A 19436-nucleotide genomic window follows, 5' to 3' on the forward strand; every position below is an offset into this window, starting at 1 on the left:
GACAGAGTCGATCAAGGCCGCGTACTGTGCGCGGCCTGTGCACATCTCGGTACGTGAACGAGGTACGTGCACGGGTTGCCGATCGTTCAGGAGGTTCTCGATGAAGCCCGCCGCACGCGCGTTCTGGCTCCGCTCCCCGGGTGAGGGCGAGATACGGGAGGCCCCCCTTCCGGCCCCCGGCGTGGACGAGGTGCTGGTCCGCGCGCTGTACTCGGGAGTCAGCAGGGGCACGGAGACACTCGTGTTCCGCGGCGGGGTGCCCGAGAGCCAGCACGCGGCCATGCGGGCACCGTTCCAGGAGGGCGACTTCCCGGCACCGGTGAAGTACGGCTACCTCAGCGTGGGGCTGGTGGAGGAGGGGCCCGCCGCGCTGAAGGGCAGGACCGTCTTCTGTCTGTACCCGCATCAGACGCGGTACGTAGTCCCCGCGAGCGCCGTGACCGTCGTACCCGACGACGTGCCCGCCCGCCGGGCCGTCCTCGCCGGCACGGTCGAGACCGCCGTGAACGCCCTGTGGGACGCGGCCCCCCTGGTCGGCGACCGGATCGCGGTGGTCGGCGGCGGCATGGTCGGCAGCTCGGTGGCCGCCCTCCTCGCCCGCTTCCCCGGCGTACGGGTGCAGTTGGTGGACGCGGACCCCGCCCGCGCCACGACCGCCGAGGCCCTCCGGGTCGGCTTCGCGTCCCCCGCCGACGCCCTCGGCGACTGCGACCTCGTCGTGCACGCCAGCGCCACCGAACAGGGCCTGGCCCGCTCCCTGGAACTCCTCGGCGCCGAGGGCACGGTCGTCGAGCTGAGCTGGTACGGCGACCGCCGCGTCAGCCTGCCGCTCGGCGAGGCCTTCCACTCCCGTCGGCTGACGGTCCGCAGCAGCCAGGTCGGCACCGTCTCGCCGGCCCGCGCGAACCGCAGCTACGGCGACCGTCTCGCCCTCGCCCTCGAACTGCTCGCCGATCCGGCGCTCGACGCCCTCATCACGGGGGAAAGCGCGTTCGAAGAACTGCCGGAGGTAATGCCCGCGCTGGCCAGTGGGGACATTCCGGCCCTCTGTCACCTCGTGAGGTACGGCAAGAGCGCCTGACCTGAGAAAAGAGTGAGATCCGGCTGAACACGGGGAAGCGGACAGCCGTACTACACGGCATCCACCGGCAGGGATCAGCCGGGGGACCAGACGCGCCGCACCTGGAGGGTCGTCCGTTGTTCAGCATCACCGTCCGCGATCACATCATGATCGCCCACAGCTTCCGCGGCGAGGTCTTCGGGCCCGCGCAGCGTCTGCACGGCGCGACGTTCCTGGTGGACGCCACGTTCCGGCGCGAACAGCTGGACGACGACAACATCGTCGTCGACATCGGACTGGCCACCCAGGAACTCGGTGCCGTCGTCAGCGAGTTGAACTACCGCAATCTCGACAACGAACCCGACTTCGCCGGAGTCAACACCTCCACGGAGTTCCTGGCCAAGGTCATCGCGGACCGGCTCGCCGAGCGCATCGAGAAGGGCGCGCTCGGCGAGGGCGCCAAGGGCCTCGCGGGCCTGACCGTCACCCTGCACGAGTCGCATGTCGCCTGGGCGAGTTACGAGCGTGCCCTGTGACCGACATGACCACCGGGCGGGCGGCCACACTCGACTACGTGCCCGTGCAGCACACCGCCCTCAAGAAGGCCGAGATCATCCCGATGTCCCTGCGCTCCGTGCACTTCGTGATGCCGGGCGGCGTGGACGACCCGACCGCGCCGAGCGGCGGCAACGCCTACGACCGGCGGGTCTGCCTGGACCTGCCCGGCTTCGGCTGGCAGGTCGAGCGGCACGCGGTGGCCGGCAGCTGGCCCCGCCCGGGAGCGGCGGCCCGCACCGAACTGGCCCGCACCCTGCGGGACCTGCCCGACGACACCGTGGTCCTCGTCGACGGCCTGGTGGCCTGCGGCGTCCCGGAGATCCTCGTCCCCGAGGCACAGCGGCTGCACCTCGCCGTCCTGGTCCATCTGCCGCTCGGCGACGAGACCGGACTCGAACCCCGGCTCGCCCTGGAGCTCGACGCCAAGGAGCGCGAGGTGCTGCGGGCCGTGCCCGCCGTCATCGCCACCAGCGACTGGGCCGTGCGCCGGCTCGTCTCCCACCACGGCCTCGCCCCCGAGCGCGTCCACGTCGCCACCCCGGGCGCCGACATCGCCCCGCTGGCCTCCGGCACCGACGGCGTCTCCCGGCTGCTGTGCGTGGCCGCGGTGACCCCCCGCAAGGGACAGCACCGGCTGATCGAGGCCCTGGCCGGCGCCCAGGACCTGCCGTGGAGCTGCGTGTGCGTCGGCGGGGTCACCCAGGATCCCGAGTACGTCGCCCATCTGCGGATGCTCATCAAGAGGTACGGCCTCCAGGACCGCCTGCACCTCGCCGGACCGAAGGCCGGGGCCGAGCTCGACGCCAGCTACAACGCCGCCGACCTGATGGTCCTCACCTCCTACGCCGAGACCTACGGCATGGCGGTCACCGAGGCCCTCGCGCGCGGCATCCCGGTGCTGGCCACCGACGTCGGCGGAGTGGCCGAGGCGGTCGGCCGGGCCCCCGACGGGGGAGTGCCCGGCATCCTCGTCCCGCCGGAGGACCCCGCCGCCCTCGCCGCCGAACTGCGCGGCTGGTTCGGCGAGGCGGACGTACGACGCAGGCTCAAGGCGGCTGCCCGGGGCCGGCGGGCCGCCCTGGACGGCTGGGCGACCACGGCCCGCAGCCTGGCCGGAGTACTCGGCCGACTCCCGAGCGAGCCCAGGAGGGCGGCATGAGGAAGACGGCGACCAAGCAGAGCGCGAAGATCCCGGCCCAGCCGGGCCCCAGGGAGGTGGCGACGGTGCAGACTGGTGTCCCCTCCGACGCGGAACCGGTGATCCCCGGTGCCGGTCCCAGCACCCGCCCCGGTGAGCGTCCGACCGTACGGCTCAGGGACGCCGGTCCCGACGACGCCCCCCGGTACGCCCCCGAATGGCTGGAGCTGCGGGAGGGACCCGACGCGGCCGCGCGGGCGGCCGACCTGCTCGACCCGCTGCGCATCCGGCTGGCCAACCTGCCCGGCAGGGCGGGACTCGTCATCCACGACCTGGGCTGTGGCACCGGCTCCATGGGCCGCTGGCTGGCGCCCCGCCTGGACGGCCCCCAGCACTGGATCCTGCACGACCGGGACCCCTACCTCCTGCACTTCGCGGCCGTCGCCTCCCCGCGCTCCGCCGCCGACGGCAGCCGGGTCACCGTCGAGACGCGCCGCGGCGACGTCGGCCTGCTGACCCCGGACGCCCTCGCCGGCGCCTCCCTGGTCACGGCCTCCGCTCTGCTGGACGTGCTCACCCGCGAGGAGATCGACGCCCTCGCCGCCGCCTGCACGGGCGCCGGCTGCCCGGCCCTGCTCACCCTGTCGGTGGCGGGCCGGGTCGAACTCACTCCGGCCGACCCGCTGGACGAGGAGATCGCCGACGCGTTCAACGCCCACCAGCGGCGCGGCGGGCTCCTCGGCCCGGACGCCGTCACCGTCGCCTGCGAGGCGTTCTCCGAGCGGGGCGCGACCGTACGGCTGCACCCGAGCGCGTGGCGCCTCGGCCCCGCCGAGTCCGCGCTCACCGCGCAGTGGCTGCGCGGCTGGGTCGGCGCGGCCGTCGAGGAGCGCCCCGAACTCGGCGAGCGCGCCGACCGCTACCTCCGGGACCGCCTGGAGGCTTGCCGCGCCGGGGAGTTGAAGGTCGTCGTCCACCACAGCGACCTGCTGGCGCTGTCCCGCCCGACGGGCGGAGCGTCATGAGCGTGGAGACGGTGCGGCCGCAGACGGGCCGCACCGAGGCAGGTCTGCCGGTACGGCGACCCGCCGGACCGGCGGGGCCCGGCGCGCTCTCCCACCGCGCCCGCATCCTGCGGGCCGAAGTGGTCCAGACCCGCGACGAGGTGCTCACCGCACGGACCGAGGCGCTGGTGGCCCGGGCCGAGATCCTCGAAGCCGCCGGTGTCCCCGCCCGGGACCTGACCGAGGCCGCCGTCTCCCACGACCGGATCGGCGTGATCGTCACCGAGGCCCGGCCCGCCCGGACCCCCCGGTGGCGCACCGCCCTGCGCGCGGTCCTCGACTCCCGCGCCCTGCGCACCCACTTCGGCACCGTCGCAGGCGTCACCATCCTCGCCGTCCTGCTGTGGCGCCTGGGCACCGGCGTCTTCCTGGACGGGCTGCGCCGGATCGACGGCCCCGCCCTGCTGGCGGCGCTCGCGATCGGCGTGCTGACCACCGTGTTCAGCGCCTGGCGCTGGCAGTTGGTGGCCCGCGGACTGGGCATCCGGCTGCCGCTCGGCGAGGCCGTGGCCGACTACTACCGGGCCCTGTTCCTGAACGCGGCCCTGCCCGGCGGTGTGCTCGGCGACGTGCACCGCGCGGTACGGCACGGGCAGAGCACCGGCGACATGGGCCGCGGCGTGCGGGCCGTCGTCCTCGAACGGGTCGCCGGTCAGCTCGCGTTGGCCGTCGTCGGCGGTGCCGTGCTGCTCACCATGGACTCCCCGGTGCTGGCCGAGGCCCGCCAGGCCGCCCCCGCAGCAGGGCTCGCCGCCCTGGGTGCGCTCGCCGTGGTTGTGGCCCTGCGGATGAACCGGGCCCCCTCCACCCGTCGGGGCCGGGCCCTGCGTGCGACCCTCGGCGAGGCGCGCGAGGCACTGCTGTCCCGCCGCAACTGGCCCGGCGTCGCCCTCTCCTCGGCCGTCGTCCTCGCCGGCCACCTCGGGATGTTCGTGCTCGCCGCCCGCATCGCGGGCTCCGACGCCTCCGTCGCCGTCCTGCTGCCGCTGGCCGTGCTCGCCCTGCTCGCCATGGGACTGCCCCTGAACGTCGGCGGGTTCGGCCCCCGCGAGGGCGTCACCGCCTGGGCGTTCGCCGCCATGGGACTCGGCGCCGGAGCCGGCCTCGCCACGGCGGTCGTCTACGGCGTCCTCAGCTTCGTGGCGAGCCTGCCGGGCGCGGTCGTCCTGGTCGCCCGCTGGTACCAGAGCGTGCGGCGCCCGGCGACGACCTACCCGGCGTCGGATTCGGTCAGCATCGAGAAATACGTCCCGAAGGATGCCGCGAGGCTCTCCAGCAAGGCTTTCCCCTTTTCCGCCGAGCCCAGTGAAGGGCGCCCGATGACACCGGAATCGGTGTAACCGGACATACCGAGGGTGAGGAGATGACGACGGTCGTCCGCGACGAAATCGGAGGTCTCGTAACCGGGGCGGAGCCATTCCGGGTGCGCGTGCAGAAGAATGGAGGTCTCGATTTCTCCCGCGTGCATGTCGGTGAGCAGCGAGGTCAGCACTCCCGCCTCCGCACGGGCCGCCTCCCAGTCCTCCGCGGCGGGGAAGAGCGCCATCCGCTCTCCGCGGGCGGAGGCCTCCTGGACGACGTTGCCCAGCACGTAGTTCCCCCCGTGCCCGTTGACCACCACCAGGGCCTCGACGCCCGAGCGGCGCAGCGAGGCGGCGATGTCCCGTACCACCGAGTGAAGGGTGACGGCAGAGATGCTGACGGTCCCCGGCCAGGCCGCGTGCTCGTGCGAGCAGGAGATCGTCACCGGGGGGAGGAGGTGCACCGGGTACGCCGCGGCGATCTGCCGGGCGACGGCACAGGCGACGAGCGTGTCGGTCGCCAGGGGCAGGTACGGACCGTGCTGTTCGAAACTCCCGACCGGAAGGACGGCGACCTGAGTTGAGACGTCCGCCCCCCGCGCCCGTACGTCTTCCGTAGTGTCCGTCGGCAACAGACCGTACGCCGCCGACCGTATTCCCGAACCGCTCATCTTTTCACGGCCTTTCGTCTCTGCTTAGGAAACAGATCATGACAGACAAAGTTGGCGTCCTCGGCAAGAAGGCACCACAGCGCACCGGCGTGGAACGCGTCGTGAATGCCCCGCTGCCCACCGTGTACGGGAAATTCCAGGCGGTCGGCTACCTCGATCACGACCGCGGTGACGAACAAGTCGCCCTGGTCCACGGAGACATCGGTTCGGACGACGTCCTCGTGCGCCTGCATTCCGAGTGCCTGACCGGCGACGCGTTCGGCTCCCAGCACTGCGAGTGCGGTGACCAGCTGGACGCCGCGATGCGGGCCGTGGTCAAGGCGGGCAGCGGGATCGTCGTCTACCTGCGCGGCCACGAGGGCCGGGGCATAGGCTTGCTGGCCAAGCTGCGCGCGATGGCGCTCCAGGCGGAGGGCCTGGACACCGTCGAGGCGAACCTCGCGCTCGGCCTGCCGGTGGACTCCCGCGACTACGGTGTCGCCGCCGGGATCTTCCACGACCTGGGCGTGAACTCGGTCCGCCTGATGTCCAACAACCCGCGCAAGCGCGAGGCGCTCCAGCGGCACGGCATCCAGGTCACCGAGACGGTGCCGCTGCTCATCACGCCGTGCGAGAGCAACATCACCTATCTGCGCACCAAACGGGAGCGCATGGACCACCACCTGCCCCACCTGGACGCGGTGGCCCACCTGTCCTGATCCCCGGACGGATTCCGGGAGGGCGGATCCGGACAGGAAGAGGGCATGACCGACGACGTCCTCTTCCTCTCCGGAGAGCAGGTCACCCGCCTGCTCGACGCGGACACGGCCATCGCCTCGCAGCGCGCTGCCTTCACCGCGCTCGGCGCCGGGACGGCCGACCTGCCGGCGAAGATCATGCATCCGAGCCGCTTCGACGACAGCGTGGTCTTCGCGTACGTCTCCCGGCTCTCCGCCGACTCCGGGGCCGTCGCGAAGTTCGGCAGCGTCAACCCGGGCAACGCGGCGGCCGGGCTGCCCACGATCCACGCCGTGGTCACCGTGCTCGACCCGGTGACCGGCCGCCTGGCCGCCGTGCTGGACGGCGCCGCGGTCACCACCGCGCGGACGGCCGCCGCGAGCGCCGTCGCCGTCGACGCCCTGGCCACGCCCGACAGCACCGATCTGGCCGTCCTGGGCTCGGGCACCCAGGCCCTGGCCCATGTGCGGGCCATCGCCCGGGTGCGGGACCTGAAGTCCGTACGGCTGTGGAGCCCGACCCCGCACCACCGCGCCCGCGCCGCCGGGACGCTGGCGGACCTGGGCCTGCCCGTCGAGGCGGCCGGCAGCGCCGAGGAGGCGGTGACCGGCGCCTCCCTGGTCGCGGCCTGCACGCTGAGCACGACCCCGGTGGTGCGCGGGGAGTGGCTCGCGCCCGGGTGCACAGTGGTGAGCGTGGGGTCCTTCGAACCGACCCGCCGGGAGGTGGACGCGGAGGTCCTGCGGCGGGCGGTGCTCTCCGGGGCCGTCGTCGTGGACGACCCGGCGACCGCGGCGGAGCACGCCGGACCGGTCGTGGACGCGCTCAGGACAGGACTGCTGACCGATCTCGTCGGCCTGGGCGACGTCCTGACCGGACGAGCCGCGGCCCGCACCGCCCCCGGCGGCATCGTCTACTACAACAGCGTCGGCCTCGGCATCCAGGACGCGGCGGCCGCCTGGGCCGTGGTGCGGGCCGCGCGGGAGGAGCGCGCATGAGCGTGGTCGTCGTCGGCGGCGGTGTCATGGGCACCAGCATCACCCGGCACCTGGCGCGCGCGGGCGTACCGGACGTGGTGCTCGTCGAGCGGGACGAGCTGGCCTCCGGCTCCACCTCTAAGGCGGCGGGCGGGGTGCGGGCGCAGTTCTCCGACGAGCTCAACATCCGGCTCGGGGCGCGCAGCCTGGAGGCCTTCGGGCGGTTCGCCGCCGAGACCGGCCAGGACATCGGGCTGCACCGGGTCGGCTACCTCTTTCTGCTGTCGACGCCCGAGGAGGTCGCCTCCTTCGAGCAGGGCGTCCGGTTGCAGAACTCCCTGGGCGTCCCGAGCCGCATGATCGACCCGGCCGAGGCGCGCCGGCTCTCCCCGCTCATCACCACCGACGGCCTCCTCGCCGCCGCCTTCTCGCCCGACGACGGCCACTGCACCCCCGAATCCGTGGTGCACGGCTACGCGGCCGACGCCCGCCGCCACGGCGCGACGATCCTGCGCCGCACCGAGGTCACCGGCATCGAGCGACGCGGCGACGACATCACGGCCGTCGTGACGACCAGGGGACGGATCGCCACCGACACCGTGATCTGCGCGGCCGGCGCCTGGTCGCGGGCCGTCGGCGCGATGGCCGGCGTGGACCTGCCGGTCGAACCGCTGCGCCGCCAGATCGCGGTCACCGAACCGGTCCCCGAACTGCCGCCCGACCTCCCCATGACCATCGACTTCACCACCAGCCTCTACTTCCACGGCGAGGGCCCCGGCCTCCTGCTCGGCATGTCCGACCCCGACGAGAGACCCGGCTTCGACACCGCCACCCACGACCGCTGGATCCCCCGTCTGGCCGAGGCCATGCGGCACCGCGCCCCCGCTCTCCTCGACCTGCGCCGCACCGGCGGCTGGGCCGGCCTGTACGAGATCACCCCGGACCACAACGCCCTGATCGGCGAGGCCACTTCGGTCTCCCGCTTCCTGTACGCGACGGGCTTCTCCGGCCACGGATTCCTCCAGGGACCGGCCGTCGGCGAGGTCGTCCGCGACCTGTACCTCGGCCGCGTACCCTTCGTGGACATCAGCCCGCTCAGCGCCGGCCGGTTCGCGGCCGACGCCCCGCGCCCGGAGGCCAACCGCGTATGACCGAGCTCCATCTGTGGCTGCGCCACGAGGTCCGCTCCACCGAGCGGCGCACACCCGTCGTGCCGTCCGACGCCCGCAGGCTCGTCGACAGCGGTGTGACGGTGACCGTCGAGGAATCCCCGCAGCGGATCTTCCCGGTCGAGCAGTACGAGGCGGTCGGCTGCGGTGTCGCCCCCGCGGGTTCGTGGGCCTCCCGGGCGCCCGGCGACGCCGTGGTCGTCGGCCTGAAGGAACTCCCCGACCAACCGGCCGCCCTGACCCACCGGCACGTGTTCTTCGGGCACGCCTACAAGGAGCAGCCGGGCGCCCGCGACCTGCTGCGCCGGTTCGCCGCCGGGGGAGGGGCCCTCCTCGACCTGGAGTACCTGGTCGACGACCACGGCCGCAGGCTGGTCGCCTTCGGGTACTGGGCCGGTTACCTGGGCGCGGCCCTGGCCGTCCTCCAGCACCGGGGCAGGTTGTCCGCGCCCCTCACGCCCACCTCGCAGGAGGAACTGGAGCAGGCGCTGCGGCCCGTCGCCGGGGACGAGGAGTTCACGGCGCTGGTGATCGGGGCGCTGGGCCGCAGCGGGCGGGGTGCCCGCGTCGCGCTGCGGGCCGCCGGGATCGAGCCGACCTGCTGGGACCTGGAGGAGACCCGGGACCTGGACCGCGCGGCCCTGCTCGCCCACGACGTGCTGGTGAACTGCGTCCTCGCCACCAGCCCGATCCCGCCCTTCGTCCGCGAGGCGGACCTGGACGACCCGGCCCGCCGGCTGCGCACCCTCTCCGACGTCACCTGCGACGTCGGCTCGCCCCTGAACGTCCTGCCGGTCTACGACCGCACCACCGAGTGGGCCGAGCCCGTCCGCCGGCTGCACAAGGAACCCCCGCTCGACCTGATCGCCATCGACAACCTGCCGTCCCTGCTCCCCGAGGAGTCGAGCGTCGGGTTCTCGGGCTCCCTGCTGCCCCTGCTGCTGGAGTTCGGGGCCGGTGGCGCGTGGGGGCGCGCTCTGGACCGGTTCCACCTGGCGTGCCGCGAACTCGGCGTCGACGAAGGGGAGTTCCGCCGTGACTGACCTGGTACCCGCGACCGGCACCGTCCACTGGGTCGGTGCCGGGCTCTCCACCGGCAGCGGCCTGGCCGCGCTGTGCGACACGGCCGGCCGCGTGCTGCTGTGGCACCGCACCGAGGAGCGGGCCGAGGAGGCCCTCGAAGGGCTGGGGCTGGGGGGACGGGCCGTGCCCCGCGCCTGGACACTGCCGGCGCTCGCGGCCGAACTGGCGCCCGGTGACGTCGTGGTGTCGATGCTGCCCGCGCCCGAGCACGCCGGGATCCTCGCCGTCTGCGTCCGCGAGCAGGCCCACTTCGCCTGCTCCAGCTATGTGTCCGACGCCGTCCTCGAACACGTGCCGGCGGCCCTGAAGGCGGGGCTCGTCGTCCTCACCGAGGCCGGCCTCGACCCGGGCGTCGACCACCTCTTCGCGTACAGCCTCGTCGCCCGGGCCCGCGCGGCGATCGGCGACCAGAGACCGGCGTCGTACGGCCTGACCTCCTACTGCGGCGGTGTGCCCGCCGTCCCGAACGACTTCAGGTACCGCTTCAGCTGGGCCCCGGCCGGAGTCCTGAACGCCCTGCGCTCGCCCGCCCGTTACATCGACCGCGGCACCCCGGTCACCGCCGAGCGTCCCTGGGAGGCGACCCGGCGCCATGTCGTGGACGGCGAGACCTTCGAGGTCTACCCCAACCGCGACAGCGTCCCCTTCGTCGAGCAGTACGGGCTGCCGGCCGCCTGGACCCCGCGGACCTTCGTGCGCGGGACCCTGCGTCTGGACGGCTGGCTGCGGGCCTGGGAGCCGGTCTTCGAGGAGCTGCGGACCGGCGACGACACCCGGATCACCGCCCTCGCCCAGGAGCTGGCGGCCAGGTACCCCACGACGGACGCCGACCGTGACCGAGTCGTCCTCGCCGTCTCCCTCGACGTGCGCGCCGAGGACGGCCGCACCTGGTCCGGCGGCTACCTCCTCGACCTGGTGGGCGACGAGGAGGACAGCGCCATGGCGCGCTGTGTCTCCCGCACCCTCGCGCTCGGCGTCGGCCACATCCTGGACGGCTCCCTGCCCGCGGGGCTGCACCGCGCCGCCGAGACGGCGCCGCGCGCGGACCAGTGGCTGGGCGAACTCGCCCGCAGCGGCGTGCACTTCACCCTGCGGGTCGATCAGTAGGGGGCCTGGTCGCCGGGGCGGGGGGGCCGGAGCTAGCCCACGACCGCCTCGTGGACCAGCCGCTTGAGATCGGGGAAGAGCTTGAGCGTCTTGGGCCGCACCTGGGTGTAGAACTGCACGGTCAGATCGCGGCCCGGGTCGACCCAGAACGTCGTGGACGCCGCCCCGCTCCAGCCGAAGGTGCCGGGAGTCGAGGGTGCCAGGGTGCGGTCGGGGTCGATCACCACGGAGACGCCGAGGCCGAAGCCGACGCCGTCGTTGCCGGGCTCGTCGTGGGCCGGTTTGGTGCCGAAGGAGCGCAGGTCGGCGCCGCCCGGCAGGTGGTTGGAGGTCATCAGGTCCACCGTCCTGGCCGACAGCAGACGGGTGCCGTCCAGTTCGCCGCGGCGGCGCAGCAGTTCGGCGAAGCGGTGGACGTCGTACGCCGACGCCGCGAGGCCGCCGCTGCCGGACAGCAGACGGGGACGGCCCCGCAGCGGCAGCCCGGGGACCGGCTCGATGGTGCCGTCTTCCTTCTCGCCGTACAACTCCGCCAGGCGGTCCGCCTGTTCGTCCGTGACCCAGAAGCCGGCGTCGGTCATCCCGAGGGGGCCGAAGACGCGCTCGGCGAAGAAGACGTCGAGACTCTGGCCGGACGCGATCTCGATGACCCGGCCCAGGACGTTGGAGGCGACCGAGTAGTTCCACTCGGTGCCCGGCTCGAACTGGAGGGGCAGGCTCGCGTACACGTCGACCGTCTTGGCGAGGTCCGAGCCGGGCAGTACGGACGACTCCAGGCCGGCCTCGCGGTAGAGGGCGTCGACCGGGTGGGAGTGGTAGAAGGCGAAGGTGAGGCCCGAGGTGTGGGTCAGCAGATGCCGGATCCGGATCGGACCGTCTGCGGGGCGGGTGGTGAGGCTGTCGCCGGAGCCGTCCACGTACACCCGGGGCCGCGCGAACGCAGGCAGGTACTCGGCGACCGGGTCGTCCAGCGACAGCCGGCCCTCCTCCACCAGGATCAGGGCGGCCACCGCGGTGACGGGCTTGGTCATGGAGTAGATCCGCCACAGGGTGTCGGCCTCGACCGGCAGGCCGGCCGCGAGGTCGCGCAGGCCGTGCGCGGTGAGGTGGGCGACGCGGCCGCCGCGGGCGACGGACACCAGGAAGCCGGGTATCCGGCCCTCGTCGACGTAGTGGGCGAAGTGCCGGTCCAGGCGGTCGAGCGCCTTCTCGTCCAGTCCCACCTCACCGGGATCGACCTCTTGCCGAAGCTGTGCCATCGCTCTCCTCCGTCGCAACCGTCGAGGTGCGGACCGACATACCCGGCCCGGACCACCTCAGACATCATCGTCGCTCAGAAAACCGCGACGAGCTGCGGGTCTGCCGGGAATCGACGGTCGCGGGAATGCCGGGCACGGGCGGGCCGGTTGATCGAGTCATGACCGAGGACGCGACACAGGACGCCCTGCTCCGGCTGCTCTCCGAGAGCCACGGCGGGGTGTTGATCACCCTCAAGCGCGACGGCCGCCCCCAGCTGTCGAACGTCACCCACGCCTACTACGCTGACGAGCGGACCATCCGGGTCTCCCTCACGGACGACCGCGCCAAGACCCGTAACCTGCGCCGGGATCCCCGTGCCTCGTACCACGTGACGACGTCGGACCGGTGGGCGTACACGGTCGCCGAGGGGACGGCCGACCTCACCCCCGTCGCCGAGGACCCGCACGACGAGACGGTCGAGGAACTCGTCCGCCTGTACCGCGACGTCCAGGGCGAGCACCCCGACTGGGACGACTACCGGGCGGCGATGGTCCGCGACCGCCGGCTGGTGCTCCGCCTGCGCGTGGAACGGGCCTACGGAATCCCCACCAAGCTGAACGCCGACTGACCCCCCGGCGGGGTCGGCGGGGTCCTACGACCCTGGGCGCAGGGCGGATGGCCGATGCGGCGGCGGGGAGTGGCTCTCTACGGTGGCCGGTACCACGAGGGAAGAGGTCTTCATGCCCGTCAACGGCCGCAGTCACCTGCGCATCGCCCGTCCCTCCCGGGACCTGGCCGCCGCCCAGCGGTTCTGGGCCGAGGGGCTCGGGCTGGGGGTCGTGTGGCGTGCGGAGGGCGGATCCGAGCCGGGTGAGCACGACCTGCTGATGCTCGGGTGGCCGGACGCCGACTGGCACCTGGAGCTGGTCCACGAGCGGGGCCGGCCCGTCGAGCCCCGGCCCACCGAGGAGGACCTCCTGGTGGTCTACGTCGACGGGCCGGTGCCGGACGACCTGGTCGCCCGGCTGGAGGCGCACGGCGGGAAGCGGGTGCTCTCGCCGAACCCGTACTGGAACGAGTGGGGCGTCACCGTGCAGGACCCGGACGGGTACCGGCTGGTGCTCTGCACGAGGAGCTGGTCCAACCGGTAGCCGCGACGGGCGGGGTCAGGCCGTCACCTTCTGCGGGTGCGGCACCTCCCGGGGCGTACGGGAGCCGAGGTCCTCCGTGGGCACCTTGTGGGTCTCGCGGGCCGTCACGGCGGCGATCACCGGCGGGACGCACAGGGCCGCCGTGAACAGGGCCACCGACGACCAGTCCGTCCCGTCGGGTCCCGCGATCCGTGCCGCGAAGGTGACCGCGAAACCGGCCACGGCGAAACCGATCTGGGTACCGATCGCCATGCCCGACAGCCGGACGCGGGTGGAGAACATCTCGCCGTAGAAGGACGGCCAGACACCGTTCGCGGCGCTGTACACGATGCCGAAGGCGACGATGCCGAGCAGCAGCGTCAGCGGGTAGTTGCCCGTGGAGATCGCCCACAGGTACAGGAACATCGTCACCGCGCTGCCCACCGCCCCGACCAGGAAGACCGGCCGCCGGCCGATGCGGTCCGACAGCGTGGCCCACAGGGGGATCGCCGCGAGCGCGACGAGGTTGGCCAGTGCGCCCACCCACAGCATCGAGGAACGGCTCATCCCGACCGCGTCGCTCGTCGCGTACGCCAGCGCCCACACCGTGAAGATCGTGGAGACGGAGGCGATCAGCGCGCCCCCGATCACCCGCAGCACGTCCGCCCAGTGCTCCCGCAGCAGCACCGCCAGCGGCAGCTTCACGACCTCGCCGGAGGCGGCCTGCTGCTCGAACGCCGGTGTCTCGTCCAGCTTGCGGCGGATCACGAAGCCGGCCACCGCGACCGCCACGCTCAGCCAGAACGGCACCCGCCAGCCCCAGGACAGCAACTGGTCCTCGGGCAGCGCGGCGACCGGCAGGAAGACCAGGGTGGCGAGCAGTTGGCCGCCCTGCGTGCCGCTGAGCGTGAAGCTCGTGAAGAAGCCCCGCCGGTGCCCCGGCGCGTGCTCCAGGCTCATGGAGTTGGCGCTGGCCTGCTCGCCGGCCGCCGAGATGCCCTGCAGGACCCGGCACAGCACCAGCAGGACCGGGGCGAGGGTGCCGACCTGGTGGCGGGTGGGCAGACAGCCGATGAGGAAGGTCGACAGGCCCATCAGGATCAGCGTGAAGACCATGATCTTCTTACGGCCGACCCGGTCGCCGACATGGCCGAGGAAGAGCGCGCCGACCGGCCGGGCCGCGTAGGCGACCCCGAACGTGGCCAGCGACAGCAGGGTCGCGGTGGCCGGGTCGGACTCGTCGAAGAACACCTTCGGGAAGATCAGGGCTGCGGCACTGCCGTAGATGAAGAAGTCGTAGTACTCCAGGGCGCTGCCGATCCAGGCGGCGGTGGCGGCCTTTTTCGGTTGCCCGACGGCTTTGGCGGGGACGGACAAGGGGTGCTCCTTCGGGGGGACTCCGGGAGCTATCCAGTTAATTAACCCACTGGATAGTTAGTAGCGGTTGCGGAGGATGGTGCGCCCGCATGTCCGGCCTGTCAAGGGGTCGCGCCTGGCCCGGCTCAGTCCGCCGCACGCTCCGCGGTCAGATACGCGATCACCATGTCCCCCAGCATGGCCCGGTAGTGCTCCCGCTGCTCCGGGGCGACCAGGTCGCGGCCGAAGAGGGCGCCGAAGGTGTGCCGGTTGGCGACCCGGAAGAAGCAGAACGAGCTGATCATCGCGTGCAGGTCGACCGCGTCCACGTCGGCCGTGAACAGCCCGGACTCCCGCCCCGAGGCCAGGATGCGGCGGATCACGTCGAGCGCGGGGGAGCCGATCCTGCCGAGCTTCTCGGAGGCGGCGATGTGCTCGGCCCCGTGGATGTTCTCGATGCTGACCAGGCGGATGAAGTCGGGGTGCTGCTCGTGGTGGTCGAAGGTCAGCTCCGCCAGGCGCCGGATCGCCGCGACCGGGTCCAGGTGCTCGACGTCCAGCTCCTGCTCGGCCTCCCGGATCACGGTGTAGGCCCGCTCCAGGACGGCGGTGAACAGCTGCTCCTTGCCGCCGAAGTAGTAGTAGATCATCCGCTTGGTGGTGCGGGTGCGGGCGGCGATCTCGTCCACGCGGGCACCGTCGTAGCCGGCCCGCGCGAACTCCTGGGTGGCCACGTCGAGGATCTCGGCCTGGGTGCGGGCGGCGTCGCGGGTCCGCCCGCCGGATCGTGCCGGTTCGTCGACGCTGGTCATCGGGTTCCTTCGGGAGAGCGGCCGGTGCCGCAGATTCTAGAAGGCGCCGCCCGGCTCTTCCCCGGCGGCCGTCCGGCTGATATAGCTAACGTACTGGTTCGTACATTAACGCTCGCCCGGGAGGTCCGCGTGGCCAAGGACTCGTTTCTCGTCGGACTGATCGGCGCCGGTATCGGCCCTTCGCTGAGCCCGGCGCTGCACGAGCGGGAGGCGGACCGGCAGGGCCTGCGCTATCTGTACCGGCGCATCGACATCGACGTGCTCGGTGCCCGCCCCGAGGCCGTCGGCGAGCTGGTGCGGGCCGCCCGCGACCTGGGCTTCGACGGGCTGAACATCACCCACCCCTGCAAGCAGCTGGTCGTCGGGCACCTGGACGGGCTCGCCCCGCAGGCCGAGGCGCTCGGCGCGGTCAACACCGTCGTCTTCGAGGACGGCCGCGCGACCGGGCACAACACCGACGTGACCGGCTTCGCCGCGTCCTTCGCCCGCGGCCTGCCCGACGTGCCCCTGGACCGGGTCGTGCAGCTGGGCGCGGGCGGCGCGGGCGCCGCCGTCGCGCACGCCATGCTCACCCTGGGCGCCGGCCGGGTCACCGTCGTCGACGCGCTCGCCGACCGGGCCGCCGGCCTCGCCGCCGCCCTGAACCGTCACTTCGGCGAGGGGCGCGCGGCCGCGGCCGGCCCGGACCGGCTGGCCCCGCTGCTGGCCGACGCCGACGGCCTCGTGCACGCCACCCCCACCGGCATGGCCGCCCATCCCGGCCTGCCCCTGCCGGCCGGACTGCTCCGCCCCGCACTGTGGGTCGCCGAGGTCGTCTACCGCCCGCTGGAGACCGAACTGCTGCGCACCGCCCGTGCGCTGGGCTGCGCCACACTCGACGGCGGCGGCATGGCCGTCTTCCAGGCCGTGGACGCGTTCCGGCTGTTCACCGGACGCGAGCCCGACGCGGCGCGGATGCTGGCGGACATCGGCGAACTGGCGGGGGCGGTCGGCGCCCCCAAGTAGTGCCCGGTCACTGGCGGTTGACGGTCCGGGTCACCCCGGCGAAGACCGTCGTCGCCAGGATCCAGCCCGCGATGACCAGGGCGTACGACAGCGACTGGTACCAGCCGCGCGGCGCGAAGGCGCCCTCCTGGCCGAAGGAGATCACCGGCAGCAGGAGGTCGAGGGTGTAGAACAGCGCGTTGAAGCGCGGGGCCTCGTCCGCCTTGAGCGGCGGCGGGTGGTGCAGGCTGTAGGCGACCGTGCCGACGGCGAGCAGGGAGAGCAGCCAGACGCAGGCCCGCAAGGGGTGGAAGCCGTAGCCGACGGTGGCGTCCTGGACGTGGCCCCACAGGCGCCCGTACCAGGCGAGCGTGGCGCGGTGGCGGCGCTGCTTGGCGAGCTGGACCAGCCGTGCGGCGCGGTCGTCGCCGATGCGCCGGTAGGCGGCGGTCAACTGCTCGTAGGCGTGCGGGACATAGCCCTCGCGGTCGCGCTCCAGCATGGGCAGCCGGCGCTCGGCGGGCTCCTGGGGGGTGAGCGAGGTGTAGACGAGCTTGTTGAACTGGACCTCCTCCGGCACCACGTCGGGTTCCAGGAACAGGTCGTCGATCTGGGCCCGGCGCAGGCTGAGGGTGCCCTGGATCGGCGGCCCCTTGCGCAGCCACAGCTCCCCGATGGTGGAGCTGTTCGCCCTCAGGGCCGCGTCGCCCGGGTTCGACAGATGCGCGTAACTGAAGTCGAGGCGGCCCGCGATCCGGGCGCCCCGCAGGCCGATCCAGCCGAAGGTGTGCACCCGGCGCAGATGCACGTCACCCTCCACGACGAGGGTCTGCGCGTCGAGGACGATGTCGCCGGGGTGGCTGAGCCGGGCGTCGTTGAGGTTGACGGAACCGGCCACGGAGGCTCCGTTGAGCCGGACCTCGCCGTGGGCGCGCAGTCCCGGGGCCCACAGGTCGTCGCCGATGCTCATGTGGTTGAGCTGGAGCGCGGGTTCCCCGGCGCCGACCGCGACGATCTCGGCGCGGTCCATGAACAGCGCCCCGGCGATCTGCGCCCCGCCGAGCCGCACCGGGCCGTTCACCCGGCAGTCCGTCATCCGCAGCACCGCCTCCACGCGCAAGGTGGCGGCGGTCAGCCCGGGCAGCACGGAGTTGCTGAGGTTCAACTGGCGCAACCGGCAGCCGTACAGCAGCGGCACGTCGTCGAAGTGGCACTGGCTGAGCCGGATGGCGTGGTCGACCGTCCCGTACTGCAGCCCGAGCACCCCGGTGATCCGGGCGCCGGAGACCTTCAGGGCGGGTATCTCGCCGTCCTCCTGCGGTCCGTTGAGCATCAGCGCCCGCAACACGGAGGCCCGCACGGTGCGTTCGGCGCCCCACTCGGCACCGCCCGTCACGTCCTCGTCCTCCGCCGTGCGGAAGTCCACGGGCTCGCCCTTCGGGAAGGCGTGCCACACCCGCAGTTCGGCCGGGGTCAGGTTGTCGATCTCCATCAGCCGTGACTCTCCAACGCGCACGTCACGGTGTCAACCGGCCCGCGGACGACGACGGCCCGGGAGCCTGAGCTCCCGGGCCGTCCACAACTGCCGTACTAGGCCCTCGTGTTCCACTCCGCGATCACCGGTCGCCCGTGCTCCGTCGAGAGCCGGCTCACGGTTCCCGTGGCGAGCTGGAACAGCCGGCCCTCGGCGGGGGACAGCCCCAGCCGGCGAGCCGTGAGCACCCGCAGGAAGTGGCCGTGGCCGACCAGGACGACGTCACCGCTCCCGCCCTGGAGCGCCGCGTCCACCCTGGCCAGCACCCGGTCGGCGCGCTGCCCGACCTCCTGTGGCGTCTCGCCCCGATGGCCGTCCGGGCCGTGCGGCACGCCGTCGGTCCACAGGTCCCAGTCGGGTCTGGTGCGATGGATCTCGATGGTGGTGATGCCCTCGTACCCGCCGTAGTCCCATTCGTGCAGCTCGGACTCGGTCTCGGCGTCGGTCAGGCCCGCCAGTTCCGCCGTTCGTACCGCCCGCTCCAGGGGGCTGGTGAACACGCGGGCGAACGAGCGCCCGCTGAGCAGTGGACTGAGTGACTTGGCCTGCTCCTCACCGTGGTGGGTGAGCGGCAGGTTGGTCCGACTGGTGTGCTGGCCCGACAGGCTCCACTTGGTCTCGCCGTGCCGGACCAGCAGTATGTCGCCCACCGTCGGCTACTTCTTCGACTCGACGGCGTGCCCGCCGAACTGGTTGCGCAGCGCCGCGACCATCTTCATCTGCGGGGAGTCCTCCTGCCGGGACGCGAACCGGGCGAACAGCGACGCCGTGATCGTGGGCAGCGGCACCGCGTTGTTGATCGCCGCCTCCACCGTCCAGCGGCCCTCACCGGAGTCCTGCGCGTAGCCCTTGAGCTTGTCCAGGTGCTCGTCCTCGTCGAGGGCGTTGACCGCGAGGTCGAGCAGCCAGGAACGGATGACGGTCCCCTCCTGCCAGGAGCGGAACACCTCCCGGACGCTGTCCACCGACTCGACCTTCTCCAGGAGCTCCCAGCCCTCGGCGTACGCCTGCATCATGGCGTACTCGATGCCGTTGTGGACCATCTTGGAGAAGTGCCCGGCGCCGACCTTGCCCGCGTGGACATAGCCGTACGGCCCCTCGGGCTTGAGCGCCTCGAAGATCGGCTGGAGCCGGTCCACGTGCTCCTTGTCGCCGCCGACCATGAGCGCGTAGCCGTTCTTCAGGCCCCACACCCCGCCGGAGACACCGGCGTCGACGAAGCCGATGCCCTTGGCGCCGAGCTCGGCGGCGTGCTTCTCGTCGTCCGTCCAGCGGGAGTTGCCGCCGTCGACGACCGTGTCACCGGGGGAGAGGAGCTCGCCGAGCTCGTCCACCACGGACTGGGTGGCGGCGCCGGCCGGCACCATCACCCACACCGTGCGCGGCGCGTCGAGCTGGTCGACCAGTTCGGCCAGGCTCGCCACGTCGGAGACCTCGGGGTTGCGGTCGTAGCCGACGACGGTGTGGCCGGCGCGGCGGATCCGCTCGCGCATGTTGCCGCCCATCTTGCCCAGACCGATAAGTCCCAACTGCATG

The 19436-nt window shown here is 72.8% G+C and carries 19 protein-coding genes and 1 pseudogene; 13 read left to right on the plus strand and 7 right to left on the minus strand.

Annotated features, from left to right (window positions below; translation table 11 throughout):
* Positions 1-100: 100 nt before the first annotated feature.
* The 5 genes and pseudogenes from M2163_RS38355 to M2163_RS38375 all read left to right on the plus strand — a co-directional run.
* A complete protein-coding gene (locus M2163_RS38355; protein WP_280896290.1) occupies positions 101-1081 on the plus strand; it encodes a zinc-binding alcohol dehydrogenase in 981 nt (326 codons plus the stop codon).
* A 116-nt stretch (positions 1082-1197) separates the two neighbouring features.
* The gene (locus M2163_RS38360; RefSeq protein WP_020123858.1) at positions 1198-1596 is read left to right on the plus strand and encodes a 6-carboxytetrahydropterin synthase; all 399 of its coding nucleotides are present in this window, start codon (positions 1198-1200) and stop codon (positions 1594-1596) included.
* Positions 1593-2777, plus strand: coding sequence for a glycosyltransferase family 4 protein (locus M2163_RS38365; protein WP_280848318.1), 1185 nt, complete (start codon positions 1593-1595; stop codon positions 2775-2777). The genes M2163_RS38360 and M2163_RS38365 overlap by 4 nt, the downstream gene beginning before the upstream one ends.
* The gene (locus tag M2163_RS38370) at positions 2774-3781 is read left to right on the plus strand and encodes a class I SAM-dependent methyltransferase (RefSeq protein WP_280848317.1); all 1008 of its coding nucleotides are present in this window, start codon (positions 2774-2776) and stop codon (positions 3779-3781) included. Before M2163_RS38365 ends, M2163_RS38370 begins: the two co-directional genes overlap by 4 nt.
* Positions 3778-4965 (plus strand): annotated as a pseudogene (locus M2163_RS38375) (lysylphosphatidylglycerol synthase transmembrane domain-containing protein); the annotation flags it as partial. The gene M2163_RS38370 and the pseudogene M2163_RS38375, both read left to right, overlap by 4 nt.
* A 65-nt stretch (positions 4966-5030) precedes the next feature.
* On the opposite strand, the gene M2163_RS38380 reads toward M2163_RS38375, so the two are convergent.
* Positions 5031-5792, minus strand: a complete 762-nt coding sequence (locus M2163_RS38380) for a creatininase family protein (RefSeq protein WP_348540935.1) — start codon at positions 5790-5792, stop codon at positions 5031-5033.
* 38 nt (positions 5793-5830) lie between these two features.
* Here M2163_RS38380 and ribA point away from each other — a divergent pair, with 38 nt between their 5' ends.
* The 5 genes from ribA to M2163_RS38405 are packed head-to-tail and all read left to right on the plus strand — an operon-like array spanning position 5831 to position 10845.
* Positions 5831-6490, plus strand: a complete 660-nt coding sequence (gene ribA / locus M2163_RS38385; RefSeq protein ID WP_280848315.1) for a GTP cyclohydrolase II — start codon at positions 5831-5833, stop codon at positions 6488-6490.
* Between the two features lie 45 nt (positions 6491-6535).
* Positions 6536-7507: an ornithine cyclodeaminase family protein gene (locus M2163_RS38390; protein ID WP_280848314.1), complete on the plus strand. Its 972-nt coding sequence runs from the start codon at positions 6536-6538 to the stop codon at positions 7505-7507.
* Positions 7504-8637 (plus strand): FAD-binding oxidoreductase, encoded by a 1134-nt coding sequence (locus M2163_RS38395; protein ID WP_280848313.1) that lies wholly within the window; start codon positions 7504-7506, stop codon positions 8635-8637. The genes M2163_RS38390 and M2163_RS38395 overlap by 4 nt, the downstream gene beginning before the upstream one ends.
* Positions 8634-9698, plus strand: a complete 1065-nt coding sequence (locus M2163_RS38400; protein WP_280896292.1) for a saccharopine dehydrogenase — start codon at positions 8634-8636, stop codon at positions 9696-9698. Before M2163_RS38395 ends, M2163_RS38400 begins: the two co-directional genes overlap by 4 nt.
* Positions 9691-10845 (plus strand): saccharopine dehydrogenase family protein, encoded by a 1155-nt coding sequence (locus M2163_RS38405; RefSeq protein ID WP_280896293.1) that lies wholly within the window; start codon positions 9691-9693, stop codon positions 10843-10845. Before M2163_RS38400 ends, M2163_RS38405 begins: the two co-directional genes overlap by 8 nt.
* A 32-nt stretch (positions 10846-10877) precedes the next feature.
* Here the strand turns inward: M2163_RS38405 and M2163_RS38410 are convergent, their stop codons facing one another.
* The gene (locus M2163_RS38410) at positions 10878-12104 is read right to left on the minus strand and encodes a serine hydrolase domain-containing protein (protein WP_280896294.1); all 1227 of its coding nucleotides are present in this window, start codon (positions 12102-12104) and stop codon (positions 10878-10880) included.
* Between the two features lie 158 nt (positions 12105-12262).
* On the opposite strand from M2163_RS38410, the gene M2163_RS38415 reads away from it, so the two are divergent.
* Together M2163_RS38415 and M2163_RS38420 are read left to right on the plus strand one after the other, a co-directional pair.
* Entirely contained in the window at positions 12263-12712 is a 450-nt protein-coding gene (locus M2163_RS38415; protein ID WP_280896295.1) for a PPOX class F420-dependent oxidoreductase, read from the plus strand.
* A 112-nt stretch (positions 12713-12824) separates the two neighbouring features.
* Complete coding sequence (locus M2163_RS38420; protein ID WP_280897381.1) at positions 12825-13235, plus strand: VOC family protein; 411 nt, start codon at positions 12825-12827, stop codon at positions 13233-13235.
* Positions 13236-13250: 15 nt separating this feature from the next.
* On the opposite strand, the gene M2163_RS38425 is transcribed toward M2163_RS38420, so the two are convergent.
* Together M2163_RS38425 and M2163_RS38430 are read right to left on the minus strand one after the other, a co-directional pair.
* Positions 13251-14591: an MFS transporter gene (locus M2163_RS38425; protein WP_280896296.1), complete on the minus strand. Its 1341-nt coding sequence runs from the start codon at positions 14589-14591 to the stop codon at positions 13251-13253.
* A gap of 125 nt (positions 14592-14716) precedes the next feature.
* Positions 14717-15382, minus strand: coding sequence for a TetR/AcrR family transcriptional regulator (locus M2163_RS38430; protein ID WP_280848306.1), 666 nt, complete (start codon positions 15380-15382; stop codon positions 14717-14719).
* Positions 15383-15511: 129 nt separating this feature from the next.
* Here M2163_RS38430 and M2163_RS38435 point away from each other — a divergent pair, with 129 nt between their 5' ends.
* Positions 15512-16387 (plus strand): shikimate dehydrogenase, encoded by an 876-nt coding sequence (locus tag M2163_RS38435; RefSeq protein ID WP_280896297.1) that lies wholly within the window; start codon positions 15512-15514, stop codon positions 16385-16387.
* A gap of 7 nt (positions 16388-16394) precedes the next feature.
* On the opposite strand, the gene M2163_RS38440 is transcribed toward M2163_RS38435, so the two are convergent.
* The 3 genes from M2163_RS38440 to gnd all read right to left on the minus strand — a co-directional run bounded on the left by M2163_RS38440 (position 16395) and on the right by gnd (position 19435).
* Positions 16395-17858: a membrane-associated oxidoreductase gene (locus M2163_RS38440; protein ID WP_280896298.1), complete on the minus strand. Its 1464-nt coding sequence runs from the start codon at positions 17856-17858 to the stop codon at positions 16395-16397.
* Positions 17859-17956: 98 nt separating this feature from the next.
* Complete coding sequence (locus tag M2163_RS38445) at positions 17957-18550, minus strand: histidine phosphatase family protein (RefSeq protein ID WP_280896299.1); 594 nt, start codon at positions 18548-18550, stop codon at positions 17957-17959.
* A gap of 6 nt (positions 18551-18556) precedes the next feature.
* On the minus strand, positions 18557-19435 hold the full coding sequence (gnd, locus tag M2163_RS38450) for a phosphogluconate dehydrogenase (NAD(+)-dependent, decarboxylating) (RefSeq protein ID WP_280896300.1): 879 nt from the start codon (positions 19433-19435) through the stop codon (positions 18557-18559).
* Between the last annotated feature and the right edge of the window lies 1 nt (position 19436).

It is taken from the genome of Streptomyces sp. SAI-135 (genome assembly GCF_029893805.1).
Taxonomy (GTDB): Bacteria; Actinomycetota; Actinomycetes; order Streptomycetales; family Streptomycetaceae; genus Streptomyces.

What these genes read in the sequence shown, in the direction of transcription:
- M2163_RS38440 (WP_280896298.1), bottom strand. Translation starts at nt 17,858, where the DNA reads ATGGAGATCGACAACCTGACCCCGGCCGAACTGCGGGTGTGGCACGCC.
- M2163_RS38370 (WP_280848317.1), top strand. Translation starts at nt 2,774, where the DNA reads ATGAGGAAGACGGCGACCAAGCAGAGCGCGAAGATCCCGGCCCAGCCG.
- M2163_RS38420 (WP_280897381.1), top strand. Translation starts at nt 12,825, where the DNA reads ATGCCCGTCAACGGCCGCAGTCACCTGCGCATCGCCCGTCCCTCCCGG.
- M2163_RS38400 (WP_280896292.1), top strand. Translation starts at nt 8,634, where the DNA reads ATGACCGAGCTCCATCTGTGGCTGCGCCACGAGGTCCGCTCCACCGAG.
- M2163_RS38380 (WP_348540935.1), bottom strand. Translation starts at nt 5,792, where the DNA reads ATGAGCGGTTCGGGAATACGGTCGGCGGCGTACGGTCTGTTGCCGACG.
- M2163_RS38395 (WP_280848313.1), top strand. Translation starts at nt 7,504, where the DNA reads ATGAGCGTGGTCGTCGTCGGCGGCGGTGTCATGGGCACCAGCATCACC.
- ribA (WP_280848315.1), top strand. Translation starts at nt 5,831, where the DNA reads ATGACAGACAAAGTTGGCGTCCTCGGCAAGAAGGCACCACAGCGCACC.
- M2163_RS38410 (WP_280896294.1), bottom strand. Translation starts at nt 12,104, where the DNA reads ATGGCACAGCTTCGGCAAGAGGTCGATCCCGGTGAGGTGGGACTGGAC.
- M2163_RS38415 (WP_280896295.1), top strand. Translation starts at nt 12,263, where the DNA reads ATGACCGAGGACGCGACACAGGACGCCCTGCTCCGGCTGCTCTCCGAG.
- M2163_RS38355 (WP_280896290.1), top strand. Translation starts at nt 101, where the DNA reads ATGAAGCCCGCCGCACGCGCGTTCTGGCTCCGCTCCCCGGGTGAGGGC.
- M2163_RS38390 (WP_280848314.1), top strand. Translation starts at nt 6,536, where the DNA reads ATGACCGACGACGTCCTCTTCCTCTCCGGAGAGCAGGTCACCCGCCTG.
- M2163_RS38430 (WP_280848306.1), bottom strand. Translation starts at nt 15,382, where the DNA reads ATGACCAGCGTCGACGAACCGGCACGATCCGGCGGGCGGACCCGCGAC.
- gnd (WP_280896300.1), bottom strand. Translation starts at nt 19,435, where the DNA reads ATGCAGTTGGGACTTATCGGTCTGGGCAAGATGGGCGGCAACATGCGC.